Source organism: Sagittula sp. SSi028, from assembly GCF_048553715.1.
In the GTDB taxonomy this organism is placed as follows: Bacteria; Pseudomonadota; Alphaproteobacteria; order Rhodobacterales; family Rhodobacteraceae; genus Sagittula.
This window is the reverse complement of record NZ_JBLZNC010000001.1, coordinates 592,169-612,897: the sequence shown is the minus strand read 5'-3', so window position 1 is coordinate 612,897 and position 20,729 is coordinate 592,169. Positions and strand designations below refer to the sequence as shown.

Genomic DNA, 20,729 nt, shown 5'->3' with positions numbered 1-20,729 from the left:
CGTGTGCCGCCCTATCACATCCAAGACGACGGAGCGTCCGAGGGATTGGCATGGAAGACATTGCGGTCGAAGCGTTGACCGAGGATCAAGCGCGCGAGGAGCTTCGCGCGCTGGCCGAAATTTTGGGTCAAGCAAATCAAGCTTACCACCAAGCCGATGCACCTGAACTAAGCGATGCCGACTATGATCGTCTGAAGCAGCGCAATGCCCAGATCGAGGCCCGCTTTCCTGACTTAAAGCGGCAGGACAGCCCAAGCGAGCTTGTCGGCGCGGCCCCGGCCGAAGGTTTTTCAAAAGTGCGCCACGATGTGCGCATGTTGTCGCTGGCAAATGCGTTTGACGACAGTGATATCGCCGATTTCGACGATTCAATCCGCCGCTATCTTGGATTGTCGAGCGAAGATGCCCTGAAGTTCACAGCCGAACCAAAGATTGACGGGCTGTCTCTGAGCATTCGCTATGAAGACGGCATACTTGTTCGGGCAGCAACACGCGGCGACGGGCAGGAGGGAGAGAACGTCACTGCGAATGCGCGCACGATCGGTGATATTCCGCAGAAACTTGAAGGCGCACCTGAGATCCTCGAGGTACGCGGCGAAGTGTACATGGCGCATGCGGACTTCGAAGCCTTGAATGAGCGCCAAGCATCGCGCGGGGGGAAGACCTTCGCAAACCCGCGCAACGCGGCTGCTGGGTCGTTACGGCAGTTGGACAGTCGGATAACGGCTGAACGCCCGCTGCGTTTTTTCGCCTACGCTTGGGGCGCCTTGTCGGAGCCACTGTCCGATACGCAGTCAGGGGCGATCCAGCGGCTGGCGGCTCTTGGGTTTCAAACGAACCCTTTGACGAGGCTGTGCAGCGGTCCCGAAGAGATGCTGTCCCATTACCGGGATATCGAAGCGCAGCGCGCGACTTTGGGCTATGATATCGACGGCGTGGTGTACAAAGTCGATGAGCTTGCTCTGCAAGAACGCCTCGGTTTCCGGTCAACCACGCCGAGATGGGCGATTGCCCATAAATTCCCGGCGGAACTGGCTTGGACCCGTCTTGAAGCCATTGATATTCAAGTCGGCCGTACAGGGGCATTGTCTCCGGTCGCTCGATTGACGCCTGTCACGGTGGGCGGTGTTGTGGTGTCGAACGCGACTTTGCACAACGAAGATTACATCGCGGGCAAAGACAGCGGCGGCGGGATCATTCGCGATGGAAAGGATATTCGCGTTGGCGACTGGGTCCAAGTCTATCGCGCTGGGGACGTTATTCCGAAAATAGCGGATGTGGATCTCGCTAAACGGCCCGAAGATGCGGAAACTTACGTGTTTCCGACCAAATGTCCCGAGTGTGGATCCGACGCGATCCGCGAAGCCGGTGATGCAGTACGCCGTTGCTCCGGCGGATTGATTTGCCCGGCGCAGGCTGTCGAAAAATTGAAGCACTTCGTGGGCCGCTCTGCATTTGATATCGACGGATTGGGGGCAAAGCAGGTTGAACAGTTCTACACCGATGGCTGGATCGCGGAGCCTGCCGATATCTTTTTGCTCAAAGAACGGTACGGGTCCGGCATTCAGCAGTTGAAAAACCGCGAAGGTTGGGGGGAAAAGTCGGCACAGAAGCTCTTTGATGCAATTGACGATCGCCGAACGATCCCCTTGGCGCGTTTGATTTTCGGCCTTGGCATTCGACACGTGGGCGAAAGCGCCTCGGCGCTGTTGGCCCGTCATTATGGGACGTGGGACGCGTTTGACGCGGCGATCAGTGCGGCGCAGCCGTTGACTGGCGATGCTTGGGAGGATCTGCTGTCGGTCGATGGGATCGGCGCGGTCATGGCGGAGTCCCTGGTCTCGGCAATGAACCAGCCGGCAGAGAAAGCCTCGATTGAGCGGTTGGTGTCGCAACTGACCGTTCAGGCGGCTGAGCGTCCGGACACCTCCGGCTCACCTGTGGCTGGTAAAACAGTGGTCTTTACTGGAACTTTGGAACGCATGAGCCGCGCAGAGGCAAAGGCGCGGGCAGAAGCGCTCGGCGCAAAAGTGTCGGGCTCTGTTTCGAAAAAGACCGACATTGTCGTGGCTGGACCGGGCGCGGGGTCCAAGGAGAAGAAGGCGTTAGAGCTTGGCCTAACGGTCCTTAACGAAGATGACTGGCTTGAGTTGATCAACGGATGAGCGGACGTCCAGAGAGTCTTTGGCCGCTGTTTGCGGACGTCAAAGTCCTGGACGGCATAGGGCCCAAAACGGCGCGATCCCTGTCACACGCGGGGATCGAAAGCCCGCGTGATTTACTATACACTCTACCATATAGTGTGACGGATCGGCGTCTTCGAGACACGGTCGCTGGCGCGGATTTTCCCACGATATTAACGGTTTCGGTTGAAATCGGGCGACATATGCCCCCGCGCAGCCGTGGGGGCGCATATCGTATCGAGGTCGACGATAGCGCCATCCGGTTTCAGTTGGTGTTTTTCCGCGGCAATGCCGAGTATCTCAAACGCCTTTTGCCGGTGGGTGAACAACGGATTGTGTCCGGTCGGGTCGAGCTGTTCGACGGCATGCCGCAGATGGTTCACCCCGACCATGTCATCGACAGTGGGGCCGCAAATTCACTGCCTCGATTCGAGCCGATCTATCCGTTGACGGGCGGCGTGACACAGAAGGTGATGACCAAAGCCATTGCCGATGCGCAATCGCGCGTTCCCGAGTTGCCAGAGTGGATTGATCGCGGGCAGAAAGAGGCCGAAAACTGGCCCAATTGGCATGATGCGTTGGTGTCCGTTCACAGCCCCGACAGCTTTGATGCGATAAGTCCCGTCGCACCAGATCGCGCGCGGCTGGCTTATGATGAGCTGATGGCGCATCAGCTCACACTCGGGTTGGCGCGGGCGGCTCGACGCAAACGGGCCGGGATTGTAACCCAAGGGGATGGGCGCCTGCGAAACCGCGTTCTGGCGTCCCTGCCGTACCGCCCGACCAATGCACAAACCCGTGCCATCGAAGAGATCTCCGGCGACCTCGCTTTGCCGGAGAAGATGAACCGTCTGTTGCAGGGGGATGTGGGCGCTGGCAAGACTTTGGTCGCTTTTATGGCACTGCTCACAGCGGTGGAGGCGGGCGGGCAGGGCGTCATGATGGCGCCGACAGAAATTCTGGCTCGTCAGCATTTGGAAGGTCTTCAGTCCCTCGCCGCCAGCGCGGGCGTGGTGCTGGAGCTTTTGACCGGGCGCGACAAAGGGGCGGAACGCCGCGCCAAGCTTGAGGCTCTGGCGCGCGGGGATATTCACATTCTGGTCGGGACGCATGCCGTGTTTCAGGCGGATGTGGTCTTTGACGATTTGCGGTTGGCGATTGTGGATGAGCAGCACCGCTTTGGGGTGCGCCAGCGATTGGAGTTGGGCAAGAAAGGCGCGGGCGCCGATGTTCTGGTCATGACCGCGACACCGATCCCACGCTCTTTGGCATTGGCGCAATACGGCGATATGGACGTGTCGGTGCTGGATGAGAAGCCGCCGGGCCGCAAACCGATCAAAACTGCCCTTTTATCGACCGAAAAGACCCAAGACGTGGTCGATCACCTGAAAAAGGCTGTGGCCGAAGGGCGTCAGGCCTATTGGGTGTGCCCCTTGGTCGAGGAAAGCGAAACCTCTGATCTGATTGCGGCCGAAGCACGGTTTGAGAAGCTGCGCGCAGCGCTTGGCGATCAGGTGGTAGGGCTTGTTCACGGGCAAATGCCCCCATCGGAAAAAGACGCGGCGATGGCCGATTTCGTCGCGGGGAAAACCAGCGTCTTGGTCGCAACCACGGTGATCGAGGTCGGAGTGAACGTGCCCAATGCCACGATCATGGTCATTGAGCGGGCAGAAACCTTTGGTCTGGCCCAGCTCCATCAGTTGCGGGGGCGCGTTGGGCGGGGGGATGCAGCCTCGACCTGTTTGTTGATGTATCAGCCGCCGTTGTCCGAAAACGGCCTGAAACGGTTAACCACGCTGCGAGAGACCGAAGACGGCTTTCGCATTGCAGAGGTCGACCTGGAGATGCGGGGCGCCGGGGATCTGATCGGTGTGGCGCAATCGGGATTACCAAAATTCAGGGTCGCCGATCTGGAACGGCAGGCCGGTCTCATGGCGATTGCTCAGTCGGACGCGCGCCGTCTTCTGGCGGAGGATCCGAAGCTGGAAAGCCCACGCGGGCAGGCGGCGCGCGTGTTGCTGTGGCTTATGCGTCAGGATGAGGCGATCCGATTGATCGGCGTGGGGTAGCGCACTGTTCTTGTTTGTTCTCTTTTTGATCGATGTTCTCATTTAGTTCTTTACAGAGTGGGGTTAATGTGAGAACAAAGAGTTAACAAACGGAACGGAGTGACCCATGCTCGATACTGTCAAAGCAACCTTGAACCGCCAACAAGGCCAATTGTGGCAGGACGCGCTTGGGGCATTGAGCCTCGCAGTTATCCTGTTGGGCGCGCTGCATATTCCCTCTGTTCTGTGAGTTTCGACTTTCTGCCTGCGTGTCAGTAATCCCGCCAGACCGCCTTGTCCCGGCGACTGGTTTGTATCCCCCTCGGTTTCCTGCCTGTGACCGATTGGTTTCTGAACAGCACGCAATTTCCCGCCGCCTCCTGTCCCGGAGTGCGGCGGTTTTTTTTATCGTTTAGGGAGTTTTCAGACGGATTGCGCCGTTTGGGTCTGGTTTATGGCTTCGACAGACGCGTCCAAAGCCAGCATGATAGACGCATGACGGTTTTTATAGGCGCTGGCGGGGCGGAGCACCTCCAGCCCGTCAAACGGTGCAGAGGGGGTGGGACCGTCGTGTTTCAACATCTCATGCAGGGCGTCTCGCGCGGCGAGAATCTGTTCGGGTGTTTGGCCGACGATTGCGCCACCGACGACGGACGCCGCAGCCTGACCTAACGCACAGGCTTTGACGTCCTGTCCGAAGTCCGTGACCACGCCGTCGCGCATGTTCAGATCAACCGTCACAGTAGATCCACACAGCGGCGAACGTTTCTTAACGGTTGCATCCGGCGCGTCGAGCCGGCCTGTGTTGGGAATGTTGGATGCCAACTCCAGTATCCGGCCGGAATATAATTTGATCAGATCGGTTTCTGCCGTCATGCCGTGGGCTTTCGCTTCGGGAAGGTTCCTCTTACATAGGCTTGCAACACTGCCAAGCAAAAGGTTTTTCACCTCATGTCCTTCGATCCCGAAAGTTTGGTCTACGACGACCGCGGCCTGATCCCCTGCATCGCCCAACAGGAAGGCACCGGAGAGGTCCTGATGATGGCGTGGATGAACGCGGAAAGCGTTGCCAAAACGCTTGAGACTCGACGCGTAACCTATTGGTCTCGATCACGGAAGTCGTTCTGGATCAAGGGCGAAACCTCCGGTCACACGCAAGAGCTGGTGGATCTCAGGTTGGACTGCGACCGGGATTGCCTGTTGGCTGTGGTGCGTCAGACGGGCGCAGCCTGCCACACGAACCGCCGGTCGTGCTTTTACACCTCGGTCAGCAGCGGTAACGAAATCGAACTGATGAAGCCAATGGCCGATTAAGCCACGGGAAGCCCGACCATTCGACGAATGTCCGCGGGCGTATGTCCATCGTCACGGTAGGTGGCGATGGCGCGGGCATCGTCGCGTTTCGCCAGTCGTTTACCCATATCATCGCGGATCAGCATATGATGATGATAGCGCGGCGTAGGAAGCCCCAAAAGCTGCTGAAGCAGAACGTGGATGCGTGTGGCCTCGAACAGATCTTGGCCGCGCACGACGTCTGTAACCAGCTGCGCCGCGTCATCCACAACCACCGCAAGGTGGTAAGCCGCGCCCATGTCGCGGCGGGCCAAAACAACGTCTCCGACGTTTTGGATAAGGTGAGATTTCGTGTTGGCAATGATTTGCGGACGAGGGTCCGCATGTATCGCTTCATGAAAGCCCCGTAAATCACTGCTGTTATTTAGAAAAGCGCAGGCTTTTGTCATGTCGAGGCGCAAGGTGACGTCACGCGGTCTAGGCCTGTCGGGCCCCATGAACGCGGGCTTGCAGGTGCCGGGATAGACCAGCCCATCCGGCCCGACAGCCGCCTCTTGCGGTGCGTTTAACGCATCGCGAATGTCCCGTCGGCTGCAGTGACAAGGGTACAGCAAACCCATCTGCCACAGCCGATCCAAAGCGACGTCATAGTCTGCCAGATGCTCGGATTCGCGACGACAGGGCGTTGGCCAGCTCAGCCCAAGCCAGTGGAGATCATCGTAGATCTGGGCCTCCCACGCGGCGCGGCTTCTTGATTGATCAAGATCATCTATCCGCACATGAAAAACGCCCCCGGCTGCCTGCGCCATGTCGAATGCCAACATGGCGGAATAGGCATGGCCCAAGTGGAGAGGGCCGGTTGGGCTGGGGGCAAAACGCGTTATCATACAGGTGGTTGCGTAGTCTTGTTAATCTCGACCATACCGCTGGGCACGCCGATCTGCGTTCGCCTGATAGATCAGGATCCAAGCCAACAAGATAAACATCGGATGGGTCAGCCCGCCGGAAAACAAAATCGCCGGGACCCAGATGATAAACACGGCGATGGAGACAAACACCCGTCCGGTCAGCAAAATGGACAGGGGTGGCAGAAAGAGAGCGAGGACATAGTTCATGCCGGTTCCTTTTGCGCGGCAAGCCAGTCCGTCCAGCATGCCTTTGCCCGATCAGTATAGGCCTTGTAGCGGTCTTTGCGACCCCGACGGCCACCGCGGAGTCCTTCAAGAGGGCGGAACAGGCCGAAATTAACGTTCATGGGCTGGAATGTCTTAGCCTCGGCGCCGCCGGTGATGTGATGGATCAGGGCGCCATGCGCGGTATCCTGGGGCACATCCGCGAGCGGGGCCCGGAGCATTTCATGGGCGGCCATTCGTCCGGCCAGCAGGCCCATGGCCGAGCTTTCCACATACCCTTCGACGCCGGTGACCTGTCCGGCAAACCGAATATGGGGTTTCGATCGCAGACGCATCTGGCTGTCCAACAGCGTCGGGCTGTTGAGGAATGTGTTGCGGTGAATGCCACCCAAACGCGCAAATGAAGCGTCCTCCAGTCCGGGAATCATTTTGAAAACAGATGTTTGTGCGCCGTACTTCATCTTTGTCTGGAAGCCTACGATATTGTACAGCGTGCCAAGCGCGTTGTCGCGGCGCAACTGTACCACGGCGTAGGCCTTTGTTTCGGGGTCGTGCGGATTTGTCAGGCCGACTGGCTTCATCGGCCCGTGCCGCAAAGTTTCACGGCCGCGCTCTGCCATCACTTCGATGGGAAGGCAGCCGTCGAAATATTTCGCCGTCTCACCCTCGTGGAATTCGGTTTTGTCGGCAGCCAGAAGCGCGTCGATGAAGGCCTCGTATTGCGGCTTGGTCATCGGGCAGTTGATATAGGCCTTTTGTTCTTCCTCGGTCTCGCCCTTGTCATATCGCGACTGCTTCCAGGCGACCGACATATCGATGCTGTCCGCGTAAACGATGGGGGCGATAGCATCGAAAAACGCGAGACGGTCCGCGCCGGTTTCGGCTTGGATGGCGCCGCCAAGGCTCTCGGATGTCAGGGGACCTGTGGCGAAGATCCAATGCCCGTCGTCAGGCAGGTCGGTAATCTCTTCGTAAGATACTTTAATGTTCGGGTGGTTAATCAGTTTTGCGGTCACCGCGGCCGAAAACGCATCGCGATCCACGGCCAGCGCCCCTCCGGCGGGAAGGCGGTTGGCGTAAGCCGTGTCCATGATGAGCCCGCCGGCCTGACGCATCTCCCAATGAAGAAGCCCGACGGCGTTCTGTTCGTGATCGTCAGAACGGAAGGAATTGGAGCACACCATCTCGCCCAGATCGCCGGTGCGGTGCGCAAAGGTTTCCACCTTGGGCCGCATTTCGTGCAGAACAACCTGAATGCCAAGGTTTGCGGCCTGCCATGCGGCCTCGGATCCGGCCATTCCGCCGCCAACGATATGAAGTGTCTGTGTCATAGCGCGGATTTAGGCGAAGCGTTGCTGTCTTCCAAGAGGCATTTGTTGATCAGTCTGTGTCCGACCAGTCGGGAGGGCGCTTTTCGAGGAAGGCAGAGACCCCTTCATCTGTGTCCCGCCACAGCATGTTCTCCACCATGACTTTGCCGGTAAAGGCATATGCGTCCTCGGCCGACATGGGCAGTTGTTCATAAAACGCCGATTTTCCGATCTTAACTGCCGCGGACAGCTTTGCGGCGACGGTTTCTGCGAGAGACTGCGTTGCGTTTGCAAGTTCGCTGGCCGGAACGGCGCGGTTGATCAGCCCAAGATCCGCAGCTTCTGCAGCAGTCAGAAAATGCCCTGTGGTCAGCATTTCAAACGCTTTCTTGCACGGAATATTCCGGGTTAACGCCACCATCGGGGTAGAACAGAAAAGTCCAATATTGACGCCGTTTACACCAAAGCGCGTGTTGTCGGCGGCAACGGCCATGTCACAGCTTGCGACCAATTGGCATCCCGCAGCGGTGGCGATTCCGTGGACTTCCGCGATGACAGGTTGTGGAAGCTTTTGCAGGCCGAGCATAACTCGGGAACATCGTGCAAAGAGATCGGCGTAATATGCACGACCTTTGTCCGTTTGGCCTCTGGCGGCCTGCATTTGCTTAAGATCATGCCCTGCACAAAATGCCTTTCCCGCGCCAGATAGGACCACCACCCGAATGGCAGGATCAGCGGCCAATGCGTCAATCTCTGATTGCAGCGCGTCCAGCATCTCATCGGATAGGGCGTTAAGGTTCGCGGGGCTGTTGAGCGTCAGTCGCGCGATGCCTTTTGCATCCTGTCTGATCAAAAGTGCCATCTTGTCCTCACGGTTTGGGCGGGTTTAGCTGTCGTGACAGGAGGAGGAGACCATGCAAATTGTTGTTGGCCAACAGGAAATGGAAAGCTTTTTAGAAGAAGTTTTCCCGCAGGTCAGGGGGATGTTCGCAATTGAACGTATGGCGCCGGGGGAAATCGTGATGCGGTTGCTCAACGATGAGCGTCACTTACGCCCCGGCGGGACGGTCTCCGGGCCCGCGATGTTCAGCCTTGCAGATGTGACCGCCTATGTCGGGGTCATGATGCACATTGGCAAACAGGCCCTGGCCGTCACCTTGCATTGTTCGATCGACTTCATGCGCAAACCTGCCTCAGGCGTGGATATTCTGGCGGAGGGGCGTGTTCTCAAGCTGGGCAAGTCGCTGGCCGTGATCGATGTCATGCTCACCAGTGAAGGCTGCGACGATCCAGTGGCCCATGCGACGTTAACCTATTCCATACCACCTGTCCGGTAATGGGATCAGGTAAAACGCGGGGGGCGTTTTTGCATGTTCGCAAAGACGGCCTCCATCTGGTTCGGCTGCCCGATCACTTCAGCCTGTAAGACGGCCTCCAAACGAAGTGCCTCTGCGCGTTGCGCGGTCCACGCTTCATTCATCAACCGTTTATCACGGCGGATCGCGTCGGGATTTTTCTGCGCGATTTGCAGAGCCAGGGCATGGGCAGCCTCATCAGGCTCTTGCGTGATGCGCGTGACCAATCCCAAGGTCAGTGCCTCGTCGGCCTCGACGATACGACCGGTGAAGATCAACTCTTTGGCCAGATCGGCCCGCATCAATCGGGGCAGGGTGGTCGAAATGCCCATATCCGGGATCAGCCCCCATTTGATTTCCATGACCGACATACGGGTGCAGGCGGAGGCGATGCGAATATCAGCACCCAAAGCGATCTGGAAACCAGCGCCATAGGTCACACCATGCAGGGCCGCGATAACGGGGACATCTATCTCTTGCCAGATCGTGCATGGTTTTTGGAAGAAATTGGACGTTTCGCCCTCAGGCAGGGTCAGAATGCGATCGATCAACGACTTTGGGTCGGGATTGCTTGTGAATAGGGCGGTGTCGATGCCGGAGCAGAAATGATCGCCATTCCCGCGCAAAACCACGGCCCGTACATCCCGATTTTCGGATATCTGCTGGCCTGCTTCTGCGAGCCCTTCGAATACAGATATGTCGACGGCGTTGTTTCGGTGGGGGCGGTTCAGAACAACTTCGGCAATGTGGTCACTGATGGTCAGTTGGACGGTTTGTGTGTCGGTCATGGCGGTCTCCTCTCCCTGATAAGCAAACCACAACAAATCCGGGCAGGCATAGTATGACGTCACGCTATGCGGGAAAATTCAATGACCTGTCCTCGCACCGGTGAAAGAGAGTGCGAAACTGGCTGCTTAAGTGGGGTATTTAAATACCTTAATTGTAAGCAATTGATATTGTTTAATACTTTGCGATATTGGCCTGTTGACTGGGGCGCGATGATGTATATAACCCGCCCATCGAATTTCGAGCCGGGGGAAACCTCGGCTCTTCTCTATCGGACCGGTCGGATTTTTCGGCCACAGATACTGGACTGTAACATGAAAACCTTCTCTGCAACTCCGGCAGACATCGAGAAGAAGTGGATCGTGGTCGACGCCGAGGGCGTCGTGCTGGGTCGTCTCGCCTCGATCATTGCCATGCGTCTGCGCGGCAAGCACAAGCCGTCCTTCACCCCCCACATGGACATGGGCGACAACGTTATCGTTGTTAACGCCGACAAGGTCCAGCTGACGGGCAAGAAGCGCGAAGAAAACTTCTACTGGCACACCGGCCACCCGGGTGGGATCAAATCCCGCACCAAGCAGCAGATCCTTGATGGCGCGCACCCCGAACGGGTCGTGTTCCAAGCGGTCAAGCGTATGCTGCCGGGCAACCGCCTGTCGCGCAAGCAACTGACAAACCTGCGTATTTATGCTTCGGCGGATCACCCGCATGAAGCCCAGAACCCCGAAGTTCTGGACGTGAAATCCAAGAACTCCAAGAACACCCGGGTGTAATCATGGCTGATCAAATCAACTCCCTTGATGACCTCGCAAAGGCCGTGACCGACGATATCGGCGGTGTGCAAGGTGCAGAAGAACTGGCCCCCCGTGAGCCCGTTCGTGACGAGCTGGGCCGCTCCTATGCGACCGGCAAGCGTAAAGACGCTGTCGCACGCGTCTGGATCAAGCCGGGTTCCGGCAAGGTCGTGGTGAACGGCAAGGATCAGGACAAGTATTTCGCGCGTCCCGTTCTGCAGCTCATCCTGCGTCAGCCCTTCCAGGTTGCTGGTGTCGAAGGTGAATTCGACGTTTACGCAACCGTAAAGGGCGGTGGCCTCACCGGTCAGGCCGGCGCGGTCAAGCACGGCATCTCCAAAGCGCTGCAGCTGTACAACCCCGAGCTGCGCGGTGCACTGAAAGCCGCTGGCTTCCTGACGCGCGACTCGCGTGTTGTTGAACGTAAGAAGTTCGGTAAGCGTAAAGCGCGTCGTTCCTTCCAGTTCTCGAAGCGCTAATTCTTGCGAAATCGTTTTATGCGCGCCAACCTTGTTGGCGCGCATTTTCTATAGAAAACGGTGTTCCATTGGCGCCTCGCATTCCCAAAGTCGTGTTTGTTTATGCAAGCGGTAAACTGAATCTCGGAAGCTCCGCGATGCGGACACTTCAAATGAAGCAGATTGGAGATCGCTTTGTGTCGGATCGTATCTCGGCCGACCTATCCGAACTCCCATCACGCAAAGGCGGCATGGCAGCTCAGGAACGATGGGCATTTAACGCGGATTCGGATGCCGTCTACATCCTTTCGAAAAAGGCAGTCCAATCCATTTCGTCACCGGCGCTCGGTATTTTACGATGGAAGTGTCGTGGGGTCTGTTTCGACCATGTGGATGAACCGATCACTACACGTCGTACAAGCGGTGCGGATTTGCATCTGGCGTGTTCATACGGGCAACTCGACGAATTTTCGTCAAACCCGACGATGGCGGATAATAGCCGGTTATTGTTGCATGCTGCCGACGTGCGGATATTCCAAAACACCAGTGCGCAACACGAAGTATTCCGTCCCGTTTACGTCGGCGACGTTCGCAATACTGTTTTGCCGGATCAAAGCATATTCCCGATGGACGTTTTCGAAGCACGGACGACTGAACAGTTTTCTGACGTGCTTGCAGCCCTGCCGACGTATAATTTTCACTACGCGATACGAAAAGATCGTGACTTCGAAGCTGCCTCCAGCAAACCGTTTGTGAAGGGTTTCACCGCTGCAGCGTTGGGGGCAGTTATTCTTACCCAAAAGTCCACCAATGACGCGGCACATTTCCTTGGGGAAGATTACCCCTATTTTTGTTTGGATGATGGAAATCCGACCGAAGTTTGCTTGCGGGCGCGGGACGAATTCATGGGGCCTGTCTGGTCTTTTGCAAAAGACCGTATGAGATCCATGGCAGCTAAAAGCCACCCCGAGGTCATCGCACTTCAGCTCGTAGATATTGTTGCTGAATTACAAGATCGGAGAGTTTGATATGCGTGCCTGTATCATCGTAGAAAACTACCCCTCTCCCGGACAGACATTTGTAAATCGCCATATCGAGCATTTGTTCGGTGGACACACCTCTGTCGTTGCCACCCACAAATGTGAGAACACTACCGGCGAACGCCCTATACTGGGGTTGCAGCAGTTCAGGCAACGGCGATCGGTGGCGAGTAAACTCTATGACCTCAAGCATTATGCACAATACGGGTCGAAAACCATTCCCTACGGTGCTGAAAAGGCAGCGTTGCTGAAATTCTGGAAGGACCACGGCACAGAATTTGTTCTTGCGGAGTTTGGCCCTCAAGGCGTGTCGATTGCGCCTATCGCGGCAGAGGCCGGATTGCCGATGTTCTGTTACTTCCGTGGCTCTGATGCTTCCTCGCGTATTAGGCATGCTCATGTTCAACGCGCGTATCGCAAAATGACACCCCAATTGGATGGCGTTTTTGCAGTTTCTCAATTTCTTTTGGACAACTTAGCCTCTGTTGGCGTTCGACATGAAAACAGTCACGTCATTCCGTCGGGCGTAGATGTCCGTAGGTTTTATCCTGCTGAGAAGACAAGAGGATCGGTTGTATTCATCGGTCGGTTCGTCGAGAAAAAGCACCCACTTCTGACAATAAGAGCTTTCGCAAAAGCTACCCAAAATATTCCCCACGCACATCTTACTATGATTGGGGATGGAGCATTGCTGCCTGCTGCTCAGGACTTTGTTTCGCAGCTTGGAATTCCTAAGAAAGTCCAATTTCTAGGCGCGTTGCCACACGCTCAAGTGCGCTCATATTTGCAAAAGTCAGAAATCTATCTTCAACATTCCGTTACAGCTGCAAACGGAAATACCGAAGGTTTACCTACGGCAATCCAAGAGGCCATGGCATCGGGATGTGTAACGGTATCTACGCGACATGCGGGAATTCCGGAGGCAATCGAAGAGGGTGCGACTGGGTATCTTGTAGACGAGTATGATGAAATGGAGTTTGCTGCGGCTTTGCGTAAAGCTTTGACTTTGCCGCAGGGCGAGATCACTGAAATGGCAAAGCGGGCCCGTTCTGTGGCGGAGGAAAAGTTCGACAATGGGCTTCTTCTAGAGCAGCTGGAAAAAGTAATCACTTCTGCAATCGCAAAGCACTAACACGTTAATCGATCTCTATCAGGCCTAGCCCTCTTAGATATATACCAATTCCGGTCTCTAAAAGGTCTTCGGGCGCGTAGGGGGATTGAGTGCCGGGTGAATTTCGCGCAAACAATTCCACCACACCGTGAGAAAGAGCCCAGATGTGTGCCGAAAACATCGATGCAGGTGGACGCTTTTCCATAGGAATGTGACGCGATAGCCGTTCCGCTGCATTCTCGAGGATGGCGTTGGCGTTTGAAGATGCAAGAGCGAGCTCTGGCGAATAATTGACGGAAATTCCGGACTCAAACATCGCAATGTAGTGGCCCGGAAACTTCTGGGCAAAGTCAAGATATGCACGCCCGCACGCCTCAAAGGCAGCCAAATCAGAAAGGTGGCCATCTTGGGATGCATGTTGCATGACATCAAAGAATATGCCGTATCCTTGCAAGGCAGTCGCAGCGATTAAGTCTTCGCGCCCTGCGAAATGTCGATACACGGCAGCGGGTGTTACACCGGCGTGTTTTGCTGCTTCAGATAAAGAGAAACCAGTCGGTCCCTTAGCTTCAATCAAAACCAATGCAGCCTCGATTAAGGCTTGCCTCAGGTTTCCGTGGTGATAGCCGCGTTTTACCATTTCATCCCGTCTGGCTGAGTACATTTAAGGAGGGCAATGATAGGAGCAGAAATCAAGATATCCAAATATCCGGTCCGCCGGCAATTTTACCATCCGGTTTACTGATAGAGGCGGACTTCTTATCGTCGTAGTCCAGCCGGTTAAGGACATGACGGATCGCTGCCAATCGCGCCCTTTTCTTATCATCTGACCTGACAATGGTCCATGGAGCGGTGGAGGTATGCGTGCGTTTCAAAGTTTCCGCGATCGCTTCAGAGTATTGATCCCACCGCGATAGGCCCTCAACATCAATCTGGCTGAGCTTCCATTGCTTCAGCGGATCCTTTTCCCGTTTTAGAAAACGTTGTAGTTGCTCAGCCCGTCCGACATTAAGCCAAAACTTGAAAAGGTGGATTCCATCTTGGACTAACAAGCTTTCAAAACTTGGAACTTGCGCAAAAAAGTGTTCCCGCTGATCGCCGGTACAGAACCCAAACACGTGTTCTACAACCGCCCGATTATACCAAGAGCGGTCGAAAAAAACGATTTCACCTGCGGCTGGAAGGTGCTCGACGTATCTTTGGAAATACCACTGTGTTGCTTCTCGATCGTTGGGTTTGGGCAAGGCGACGACGCGGGCGCCGCGTGGGTTCAGGTTCATTCTAAAGCGCTTGATCGTACCGCCCTTGCCAGCAGCGTCGCGCCCTTCGAACACTATTGCGATCCGCTGCCCGGTTCGTTTGGCCCAAGCTTGCATTTTTACCAGTTCGACCTGTAGATCTTCTAATTCGTCCTCATAGATTTTGCGAGAAAGCTCGGTTTTGTAAGGATAGCTTTCGTCTAGGATCTCAGACTTTTTTGCCTTATTTAAGGCATTCCTGACGTCTTTCGGCGCATCATTTTCGGCATATTTTGAAATAGCACCATCGAATGGGAGAGCTTCGGGCATGATTTCCGTTCCTTGTTTGCGGTTACTATGACCGCGGCACCAAGGCTTGGCAAACTGGTCATTTACGTTGGTGAACTCGGTCCACCGCTTTAAGAACGGCATCTTCTGAACAATGATGCGGCATATGACCAATACCGTCCAGAAGAGTCACATGCGCATTAGGAAGACGCGCAGCCAATGGGGTCGTGTGTATTTCGGCAGGCACTGTCTGGTCTGCTGTTCCGTGTATGATTTCGATGGGCATGGTGAGCTGGTCGTACAAAGGAACCAAGTGTTGAATTTGGGCGAGCAAACCCGCTCGGTGCATCGCGTTTGCGCGCAGCGCACTGCGACGAATGGTAAGGGCTGCACCGAGGTGGGCGTTGTAGCCCTTGGGCATTGGTTGGGGGGCGAAAACACCGGCAATCGCTTTGTCGATGTATCTGTGAGAGACCCAAGCGCTTTCGAAGGGGATGGCAATATGCGCGAGCAGTGGGTGTGAATTTATTCGGTAAAGCAATGACATCCCACCGTCCCACGGATGTGATGGGCTGGCGGTGAGTACCAGGCCGCCTATGTGATCTGGGTTATGGACGCCCCATGCCAGCGCAACGCTGCCGCCGTAGCTTTGTCCCATCAGGATTGGTTCCACCAAGCCAAGCTTTGCCGAAGCCTTGGCCAGCAGGTGAGCCTGTTCCGTCAGGGTTTCGCCCGCTTTTGAGGTACGCGCGGTGTAACCCATACCCGGGCGGTCAAAAGCGGTCACCCTGTAACGCTCGGCCAACCGATCCATCAGAGAGAATGTCATGTCACGAAGGTTACCAGACATGCCGTGGATTAGGACAACATCCGGACCAGTGCCACGTGTCACATAATGGACGCGGGTTCCATCGACTTCTACGAAGTCACCTTCAGGCGGAAATGCGGCCTTTGCTGCACGTTCGCGGTACGCGGCTTTCAGATGGCTCAAGCCCCAAGCGCCGATGGCGACTATGCCGATAGTGCCCCACATGATGCGCTATAGGACCTCAGGAGCCGATTGCATCGAGATCAAAATGTGTCGTCTGATAGATTTCATTGATCCAATTGCCATACAGCAGATGTGCATGGCTGCGCCAACGGTTCATCGGCGCACGGGTCGGGTCGTCAGAGGGATAATAGTTGGCGGGCACGTTGATCGGCTTGCCCGCTTCCACGTCGCGATCGTATTCCTCTTTCAATGTGCCGCTGTCATATTCGAGATGATTAAAGATATATAGCGCACGATGGGCCGGATCCTCGACCAAAGCAGGCCCGGTTTCATCGCTGTCGATCAAAATCGGCAGGCCTGCCTCGCGGACCTCTTCGCTACGGATCTCGGTCCAGCGCGAAACAGGCATCACCATATCGTCAGAGAACCCGCGCAAATAGGGCGAGCCATTGCTGTGCACCACATGACGCACAGCACCAAAGGCTTTATGATCCAATAGGTGTTTTTTGACGCCGTGGAAGTAATTGATCATCGCCATTCCTCCCCAACATACGCCGAACGTGGAATGCACATGGGTTTGCGTCCACTCAAAGACCCGCGTGAGCTCGTCCCAATAGGTGACCTCGTCAAACGGCAGATGTTCAATAGGGGCGCCGGTAATCACCAGTCCGTCGAACTTTTCGCCGCTCGCCTCGACATCGCTGAACGAGCGATAAAACGCCTCCATATGCTCGGCCGAGGTGTTGCGTGTTTGATGTTCCGACATCCGGATGAGGTGCAAATCGATTTGCAGGGGAGTCGCCCCGATCAAACGCGCAAATTGGTTTTCCGTCTGGATCTTTTTCGGCATCAGGTTCAGCAAGCCGATCCGCAAGGGGCGGATATCCTGCCGGGCGGCTTGCTCTTCGGACATGACCATCACGCCCTCGCGCGTGAGCACGTCAAAGGCGGGGAGATCCGAGGGCAAGCGAATGGGCATATGTCTGTTCCTGTACTACCAACCCGGCGACAAATAAGGCACCGCAGGTCGGGTCACAAGTGTGGTGACCGTCACGTTTCAGGGAACAGGGGCGCGCGGCATCACAGAGACGCCGCAGCGGCTTTATTTCGTCAGGATCAACTTGCCCGCACGTGTGATGCGCAGCGTGTAGATCTGTCCGTTCAGGTCAATTTCGGCCTTCACGCCGTCCGCAATCAGGCTTTTGGCATCGTAGCGCGGAATAGCGTCGGCGCCGATCATTTGGGGGGCGTTGTCGGTCGGGGCGGTCATTGGCATCACTCTACACTCGCGGCAGGAAATACGTGCGTCATGCACGGGTTTTTCCGCGTTTTATATTTGCAGAGTATTTTTGTCAAGTTTACCTGGCCTTAAAATTCAAAGGCCTAGCAGTATCACGCGGGCAACGCCTCGGCGATCACAGCATCAAAGTCATCGGCATCTCCAACCTTGGCCAGATCTTCCGCTTCTATCGTGATTCCCCAATTGTGAGCCATCGCCTCATACAGGGGCTGTCGATGCGCCAGCGCCTGCGCGTAGGTCCAACGGATAAAGGCATCTGGATCCACCTCGGCCTCGGGGCTACCTGTTTGGTCGAGATAGTCTCGCCAAGCACGTGCCAAAAAGTCGGAACGGTAGGCCATAGGTTTCGGGGCGCGGTCGAACCGGCGCACGAGCTCTTCTGTATGGGCGTCAGAGCCGCGAATCCAGACCAGCAGGGAATCCTTTGCCAGCGTGGTCATAATGGGATCATTGCGGTCTTCGGGATCGACCCATTCGCAAATGGACCCACCGGTGTCGCAGACAAAATGCGGATATTGGTAAAGATCCTGTGCGCGGGCGATAAAGTAAGGGGTATCCAACAAGGCTTGCCGTTCGGCGCGTTCGAATTGTGCCTGTCGCCGCTTATATTCCGCCATATCCAATCCGCCCGCGTCAATATTTCCGGGTTTGCCCAGATAGGTCGAGACGGGGCTGAGATTGTCGAAGGTGATATTGGATCCGATATAGATCGAATCCGACATCAACAGCTCACGCAGAAACGGGTTCTTCATTGCCTCGCGCTTAGCATTGTCGGCGATAAACTCGCCCATATAGCGCGTGCCGATCCGGTAATCGATCGAGTAGTGGAACCATTCGCCAGAAGCCCGCAGCGTATTCGACACATGGGTTTTGCCAAGCCCGGACATGGCAAATAGAACAACGCGTTTTGATGGGGCATTGAGCCAATCTTTGGCGGTGGAATAGCGCATGTCCGGTCTCTTTTAAGTCTTGTTGCGCACAGGGTTACGCGGGCGGGCAGGGGGCGTCAAACGGCTTTCACACAGGCATGAAAAAGGGCCGCGCGGTTCAACCGGCGGCCCTGAAACTGCACGTTTGCGCGATATCAGAACTTCATATCGATCTTGAAGCCGACGCCAACCGCGTGGTTGTCGGTGAATTCGGCCACAGCCATATCACCCACCGCAGGCTTTGCATCGCCAAGGATCGAGTAGTTGATCCCACCGGAGATGTTCAGCGGCCCATCTGTCCAGCGACCACCGACCGAGATTCCCTTCAGACCGTTGGTCGGGCCAAGCGGCGACACAAGGTCATCGCCCTCAGGCTCGTAGCTCAGTGTCACGGAGCCTGCCAACTTGTCAGAGAACTGACGCGCCACGCCGAGGGTGTAACGGTTGCTATCATCAATGTTCACCAGATCGCGGCCAAGCCCGGTGGGGACGATGTCCACTGCCGAGAATTCGGTCCAACGCCAAGATGCCGTCAGCAATGTGCCCGGAGCAATGCCCGTTTGCGCTTCGAGGTTGAAGCTCTGGGGTGTCACAAACTCAACAGTCGAGTTCTGCGATCTGCTGAGGGGGGTTCCGGTCAGCAAGCTCTCCGTTGTATCGGCTTTATGCTCAGTCTCGAAATGGTAGGTCCCGGCAATCCGAAGAGCGATGTCAGGGATCTCGTAAGCAGCACCGATCAGATAGTGGGCTTCGGTGCTTTCATCCATGTCAAAGTTGTAGCCACCGGTTGCGGCGAATGCACCCGCGACGCTGGCGACCTGCGCGCCCAAAGCGCCTACGGTCGCTGGGCCGCCGAGTGCAACCACGGAGGCCGAATCCCCCTGAAGTGCGGCTCCAAGCACGCCGGAGTCTACGCCCGCGGCTTCTGCAACACCAGATACGGCCACTGCATCACGGTACGCGGTACCGTTAAGTGCGACCGAAGCGGTGATACGCTGGGCCGACACGCCACCGAACACACTGAAACGATCAGAAACCTTATAACGGGCCACTGCGGTCAGGGCCAAGGAGTCGAGGTCGGCGGAAGTGCCGCCCAGATTAGACGTCAACGGGCTGGTGCCATATTCGACATCCGCGCCATAGGGCTGGTCAATAATTAGCGCGAAGCTCGATTTTTCGTTGATATTGTGCGTGTAGCTAATGCCGACCTGACCGTATGTCTGGCCTACGCTATCGTCATAGGAGCCACCAGAGCCGCCGATGTCCTTACCCGTCACCTGTGGTACGACCACACCGAAGCTCAGCGATGTAGTGCCGCCCGGCGCAAAGACTGCTGCGACGCTTTGACCCGAACGGTCAAGGCCGGCTGCAAATGCAGTGGTGGTGCTCAGAGCCAGCAGAGCTGCCCCGCTTGTCAATGTTTTCATGTGCTTGTCCCTCAACCCCGCCATTGGGGTGTCTCCGCCGTCAGCCTATGCAGTTGCCGGGTTAACGTTCAATTTTGACGGTGCGTCAATTGGTCTTGAATAGGGGCTGCGTTACGTTTTTGTAACAGTTTTAACAGTATCCGAGCGCAAATTCGGGCTGGTCGCGGTCTCTAACCGGATGTTTACGTAATTTGCAGCGAAAATTACGACCGCGCCGATCAGAACGTATGGGTCTAGTGGCTCTTGATACAAGGTGATTCCCACAAGTGCGATAACTGGCAGCCGCGTAAAATCGATGGGCATTACTACGGTCGCAGGCGCCAGACGTAGGGCGCTCGTCAGGCAGAAATGCGCGATAAGGCCAGCGCAGGCGATCACTGTGACCCAAGGCCAGCTTGCCGCCGCCGGCACAGCGATGTTTCCATCAAATCCCGCGCAGACAAGGCCGAATCCGGCCTGCATCACAGTTAACCAGAACAAGATGCAGGTGATGGTCGTGCTGCGTGTCAAAAGGCGGGTGAACACGGCTGACCCTGCAAAGCCGATGGCTGCAATGGCGGCTGCGACCTGCCCAATTTGAAACGTCTCGGGCAAGGGGCGCGTCACGATGAGGATGCCCAAGAACCCGACCACGGCGGCCAGAACGCGATTCTTCGTCAACCGCTCTCCCAGAATGACAAAACCCAGCAGCATCACCCAAAAAGGAGAGGTAAACTCTAGCGCAAACACCTGCGCCAGCGGCAGCACGGTGATTGCGTAGAACCAGAGATTCTGGCCGGTGAAATGGCATAGGTTGCGCACAAGATGCAGCGGCATGTTCTGCGTCGTGATCTGTCCATGGGTGCCTGCCAAGCGCGAGACCATGACAACCAATGCCACCCCGATCAAAGAGCGATAGAGCATGATCTCGAAAGTATCGAGCTCCAGACTGACCTCTCTGCCCGCCACCGCCATCAAAGTGAATGACGCAATAGCCCCGATCATCCAAAGGCAGCCGCGCAGTGTATCGCTCATGTGGTCGTCCTCCCTGCTGCAATATCTGCAC

At 56.2% G+C, this 20,729-nt stretch carries 23 protein-coding genes; 9 read left to right on the top strand and 14 right to left on the bottom strand.

All coding sequences use genetic code 11. The annotated features are described in order from the left end of the window. The first annotated feature begins 50 nt into the window (after window positions 1-50). The 3 genes from ligA (at window position 51) to ACN5AZ_RS02925 (ending at window position 4,481) form a co-directional block, all read left to right on the top strand. On the top strand, window positions 51-2,165 hold the full coding sequence (gene ligA / locus ACN5AZ_RS02935; RefSeq protein ID WP_419427346.1) for an NAD-dependent DNA ligase LigA: 2,115 nt from the start codon (window positions 51-53) through the stop codon (window positions 2,163-2,165). Next, window positions 2,162-4,252 (top strand): ATP-dependent DNA helicase RecG, encoded by a 2,091-nt coding sequence (gene recG, locus ACN5AZ_RS02930; protein ID WP_419427345.1) that lies wholly within the window; start codon window positions 2,162-2,164, stop codon window positions 4,250-4,252. Before ligA ends, recG begins: the two co-directional genes overlap by 4 nt. Before the next feature lie 106 nt (window positions 4,253-4,358). Then, window positions 4,359-4,481, top strand: a complete 123-nt coding sequence (locus ACN5AZ_RS02925; RefSeq protein ID WP_419427344.1) for a hypothetical protein — start codon at window positions 4,359-4,361, stop codon at window positions 4,479-4,481. A gap of 173 nt (window positions 4,482-4,654) precedes the next feature. On the opposite strand, the gene ACN5AZ_RS02920 is transcribed toward ACN5AZ_RS02925, so the two are convergent. Further along, the gene (locus ACN5AZ_RS02920; RefSeq protein ID WP_419427343.1) at window positions 4,655-5,107 is read right to left on the bottom strand and encodes an iron-sulfur cluster assembly scaffold protein; all 453 of its coding nucleotides are present in this window, start codon (window positions 5,105-5,107) and stop codon (window positions 4,655-4,657) included. Between the two features lie 75 nt (window positions 5,108-5,182). On the opposite strand from ACN5AZ_RS02920, the gene hisI reads away from it, so the two are divergent. Continuing rightward, window positions 5,183-5,545, top strand: coding sequence for a phosphoribosyl-AMP cyclohydrolase (hisI, locus tag ACN5AZ_RS02915; protein ID WP_419427342.1), 363 nt, complete (start codon window positions 5,183-5,185; stop codon window positions 5,543-5,545). On the opposite strand, the gene gluQRS is transcribed toward hisI, so the two are convergent. Genes gluQRS through ACN5AZ_RS02895 form a run of 4 tightly spaced genes read right to left on the bottom strand, consistent with a single transcriptional unit; the run spans window position 5,542 to window position 8,829 of the window. Then, window positions 5,542-6,411 carry a tRNA glutamyl-Q(34) synthetase GluQRS gene (gene gluQRS, locus ACN5AZ_RS02910; protein WP_419427341.1) on the bottom strand — a complete coding sequence of 290 codons (870 nt, stop codon included), beginning with the start codon at window positions 6,409-6,411 and terminating at the stop codon, window positions 5,542-5,544. The genes hisI and gluQRS overlap by 4 nt on opposite strands. Window positions 6,412-6,432: 21 nt before the next feature. After that, entirely contained in the window at window positions 6,433-6,639 is a 207-nt protein-coding gene (locus ACN5AZ_RS02905) for a hypothetical protein (protein WP_419427340.1), read from the bottom strand. Continuing rightward, entirely contained in the window at window positions 6,636-7,988 is a 1,353-nt protein-coding gene (gene trmFO / locus ACN5AZ_RS02900; protein ID WP_419427339.1) for a methylenetetrahydrofolate--tRNA-(uracil(54)-C(5))-methyltransferase (FADH(2)-oxidizing) TrmFO, read from the bottom strand. The genes ACN5AZ_RS02905 and trmFO overlap by 4 nt, the downstream gene beginning before the upstream one ends. Before the next feature lie 49 nt (window positions 7,989-8,037). Next, the gene (locus tag ACN5AZ_RS02895) at window positions 8,038-8,829 is read right to left on the bottom strand and encodes an enoyl-CoA hydratase (protein ID WP_419427338.1); all 792 of its coding nucleotides are present in this window, start codon (window positions 8,827-8,829) and stop codon (window positions 8,038-8,040) included. Window positions 8,830-8,881: 52 nt separating this feature from the next. On the opposite strand from ACN5AZ_RS02895, the gene ACN5AZ_RS02890 reads away from it, so the two are divergent. Beyond that, complete coding sequence (locus ACN5AZ_RS02890) at window positions 8,882-9,304, top strand: PaaI family thioesterase (protein WP_419427337.1); 423 nt, start codon at window positions 8,882-8,884, stop codon at window positions 9,302-9,304. A 5-nt stretch (window positions 9,305-9,309) separates the two neighbouring features. Here the strand turns inward: ACN5AZ_RS02890 and ACN5AZ_RS02885 are convergent, their stop codons facing one another. After that, window positions 9,310-10,110 (bottom strand): crotonase/enoyl-CoA hydratase family protein, encoded by an 801-nt coding sequence (locus ACN5AZ_RS02885; protein WP_419427336.1) that lies wholly within the window; start codon window positions 10,108-10,110, stop codon window positions 9,310-9,312. 312 nt (window positions 10,111-10,422) lie between these two features. Here ACN5AZ_RS02885 and rplM point away from each other — a divergent pair, with 312 nt between their 5' ends. From rplM to ACN5AZ_RS02865, 4 genes are all read left to right on the top strand, one after another. Further along, window positions 10,423-10,881, top strand: coding sequence for a 50S ribosomal protein L13 (gene rplM / locus ACN5AZ_RS02880; protein WP_419427335.1), 459 nt, complete (start codon window positions 10,423-10,425; stop codon window positions 10,879-10,881). 2 nt (window positions 10,882-10,883) lie between these two features. After that, window positions 10,884-11,381: a 30S ribosomal protein S9 gene (gene rpsI / locus ACN5AZ_RS02875; protein WP_419427334.1), complete on the top strand. Its 498-nt coding sequence runs from the start codon at window positions 10,884-10,886 to the stop codon at window positions 11,379-11,381. Window positions 11,382-11,533: 152 nt separating this feature from the next. After that, window positions 11,534-12,388: a hypothetical protein gene (locus ACN5AZ_RS02870; RefSeq protein ID WP_419427333.1), complete on the top strand. Its 855-nt coding sequence runs from the start codon at window positions 11,534-11,536 to the stop codon at window positions 12,386-12,388. Beyond that, window positions 12,360-13,532, top strand: a complete 1,173-nt coding sequence (locus ACN5AZ_RS02865) for a glycosyltransferase (RefSeq protein WP_419427332.1) — start codon at window positions 12,360-12,362, stop codon at window positions 13,530-13,532. Before ACN5AZ_RS02870 ends, ACN5AZ_RS02865 begins: the two co-directional genes overlap by 29 nt. A gap of 4 nt (window positions 13,533-13,536) precedes the next feature. Here ACN5AZ_RS02865 and ACN5AZ_RS02860 read toward each other — a convergent pair whose 3' ends face one another. From ACN5AZ_RS02860 to ACN5AZ_RS02825, 8 genes are all read right to left on the bottom strand, one after another. After that, window positions 13,537-14,151: a TetR/AcrR family transcriptional regulator gene (locus ACN5AZ_RS02860; RefSeq protein ID WP_419427331.1), complete on the bottom strand. Its 615-nt coding sequence runs from the start codon at window positions 14,149-14,151 to the stop codon at window positions 13,537-13,539. Between the two features lie 52 nt (window positions 14,152-14,203). After that, window positions 14,204-15,079, bottom strand: a complete 876-nt coding sequence (gene ppk2 / locus ACN5AZ_RS02855) for a polyphosphate kinase 2 (protein WP_419427330.1) — start codon at window positions 15,077-15,079, stop codon at window positions 14,204-14,206. Between the two features lie 58 nt (window positions 15,080-15,137). Continuing rightward, entirely contained in the window at window positions 15,138-16,070 is a 933-nt protein-coding gene (locus ACN5AZ_RS02850) for an alpha/beta fold hydrolase (protein WP_419427329.1), read from the bottom strand. Between the two features lie 16 nt (window positions 16,071-16,086). Further along, window positions 16,087-17,007 carry a homoserine O-succinyltransferase gene (locus ACN5AZ_RS02845; RefSeq protein ID WP_419427328.1) on the bottom strand — a complete coding sequence of 307 codons (921 nt, stop codon included), beginning with the start codon at window positions 17,005-17,007 and terminating at the stop codon, window positions 16,087-16,089. A gap of 123 nt (window positions 17,008-17,130) precedes the next feature. Next, on the bottom strand, window positions 17,131-17,298 hold the full coding sequence (hemP, locus tag ACN5AZ_RS02840; protein WP_419427327.1) for a hemin uptake protein HemP: 168 nt from the start codon (window positions 17,296-17,298) through the stop codon (window positions 17,131-17,133). Between the two features lie 122 nt (window positions 17,299-17,420). Further along, a complete protein-coding gene (locus ACN5AZ_RS02835) occupies window positions 17,421-18,278 on the bottom strand; it encodes an ATPase (protein ID WP_419427326.1) in 858 nt (285 codons plus the stop codon). Window positions 18,279-18,412: 134 nt separating this feature from the next. Continuing rightward, window positions 18,413-19,684 (bottom strand): OmpP1/FadL family transporter, encoded by a 1,272-nt coding sequence (locus ACN5AZ_RS02830; protein WP_419427325.1) that lies wholly within the window; start codon window positions 19,682-19,684, stop codon window positions 18,413-18,415. Window positions 19,685-19,795: 111 nt separating this feature from the next. After that, window positions 19,796-20,698, bottom strand: coding sequence for a DMT family transporter (locus ACN5AZ_RS02825; RefSeq protein WP_419427324.1), 903 nt, complete (start codon window positions 20,696-20,698; stop codon window positions 19,796-19,798). Window positions 20,699-20,729 lie beyond the last annotated feature (31 nt).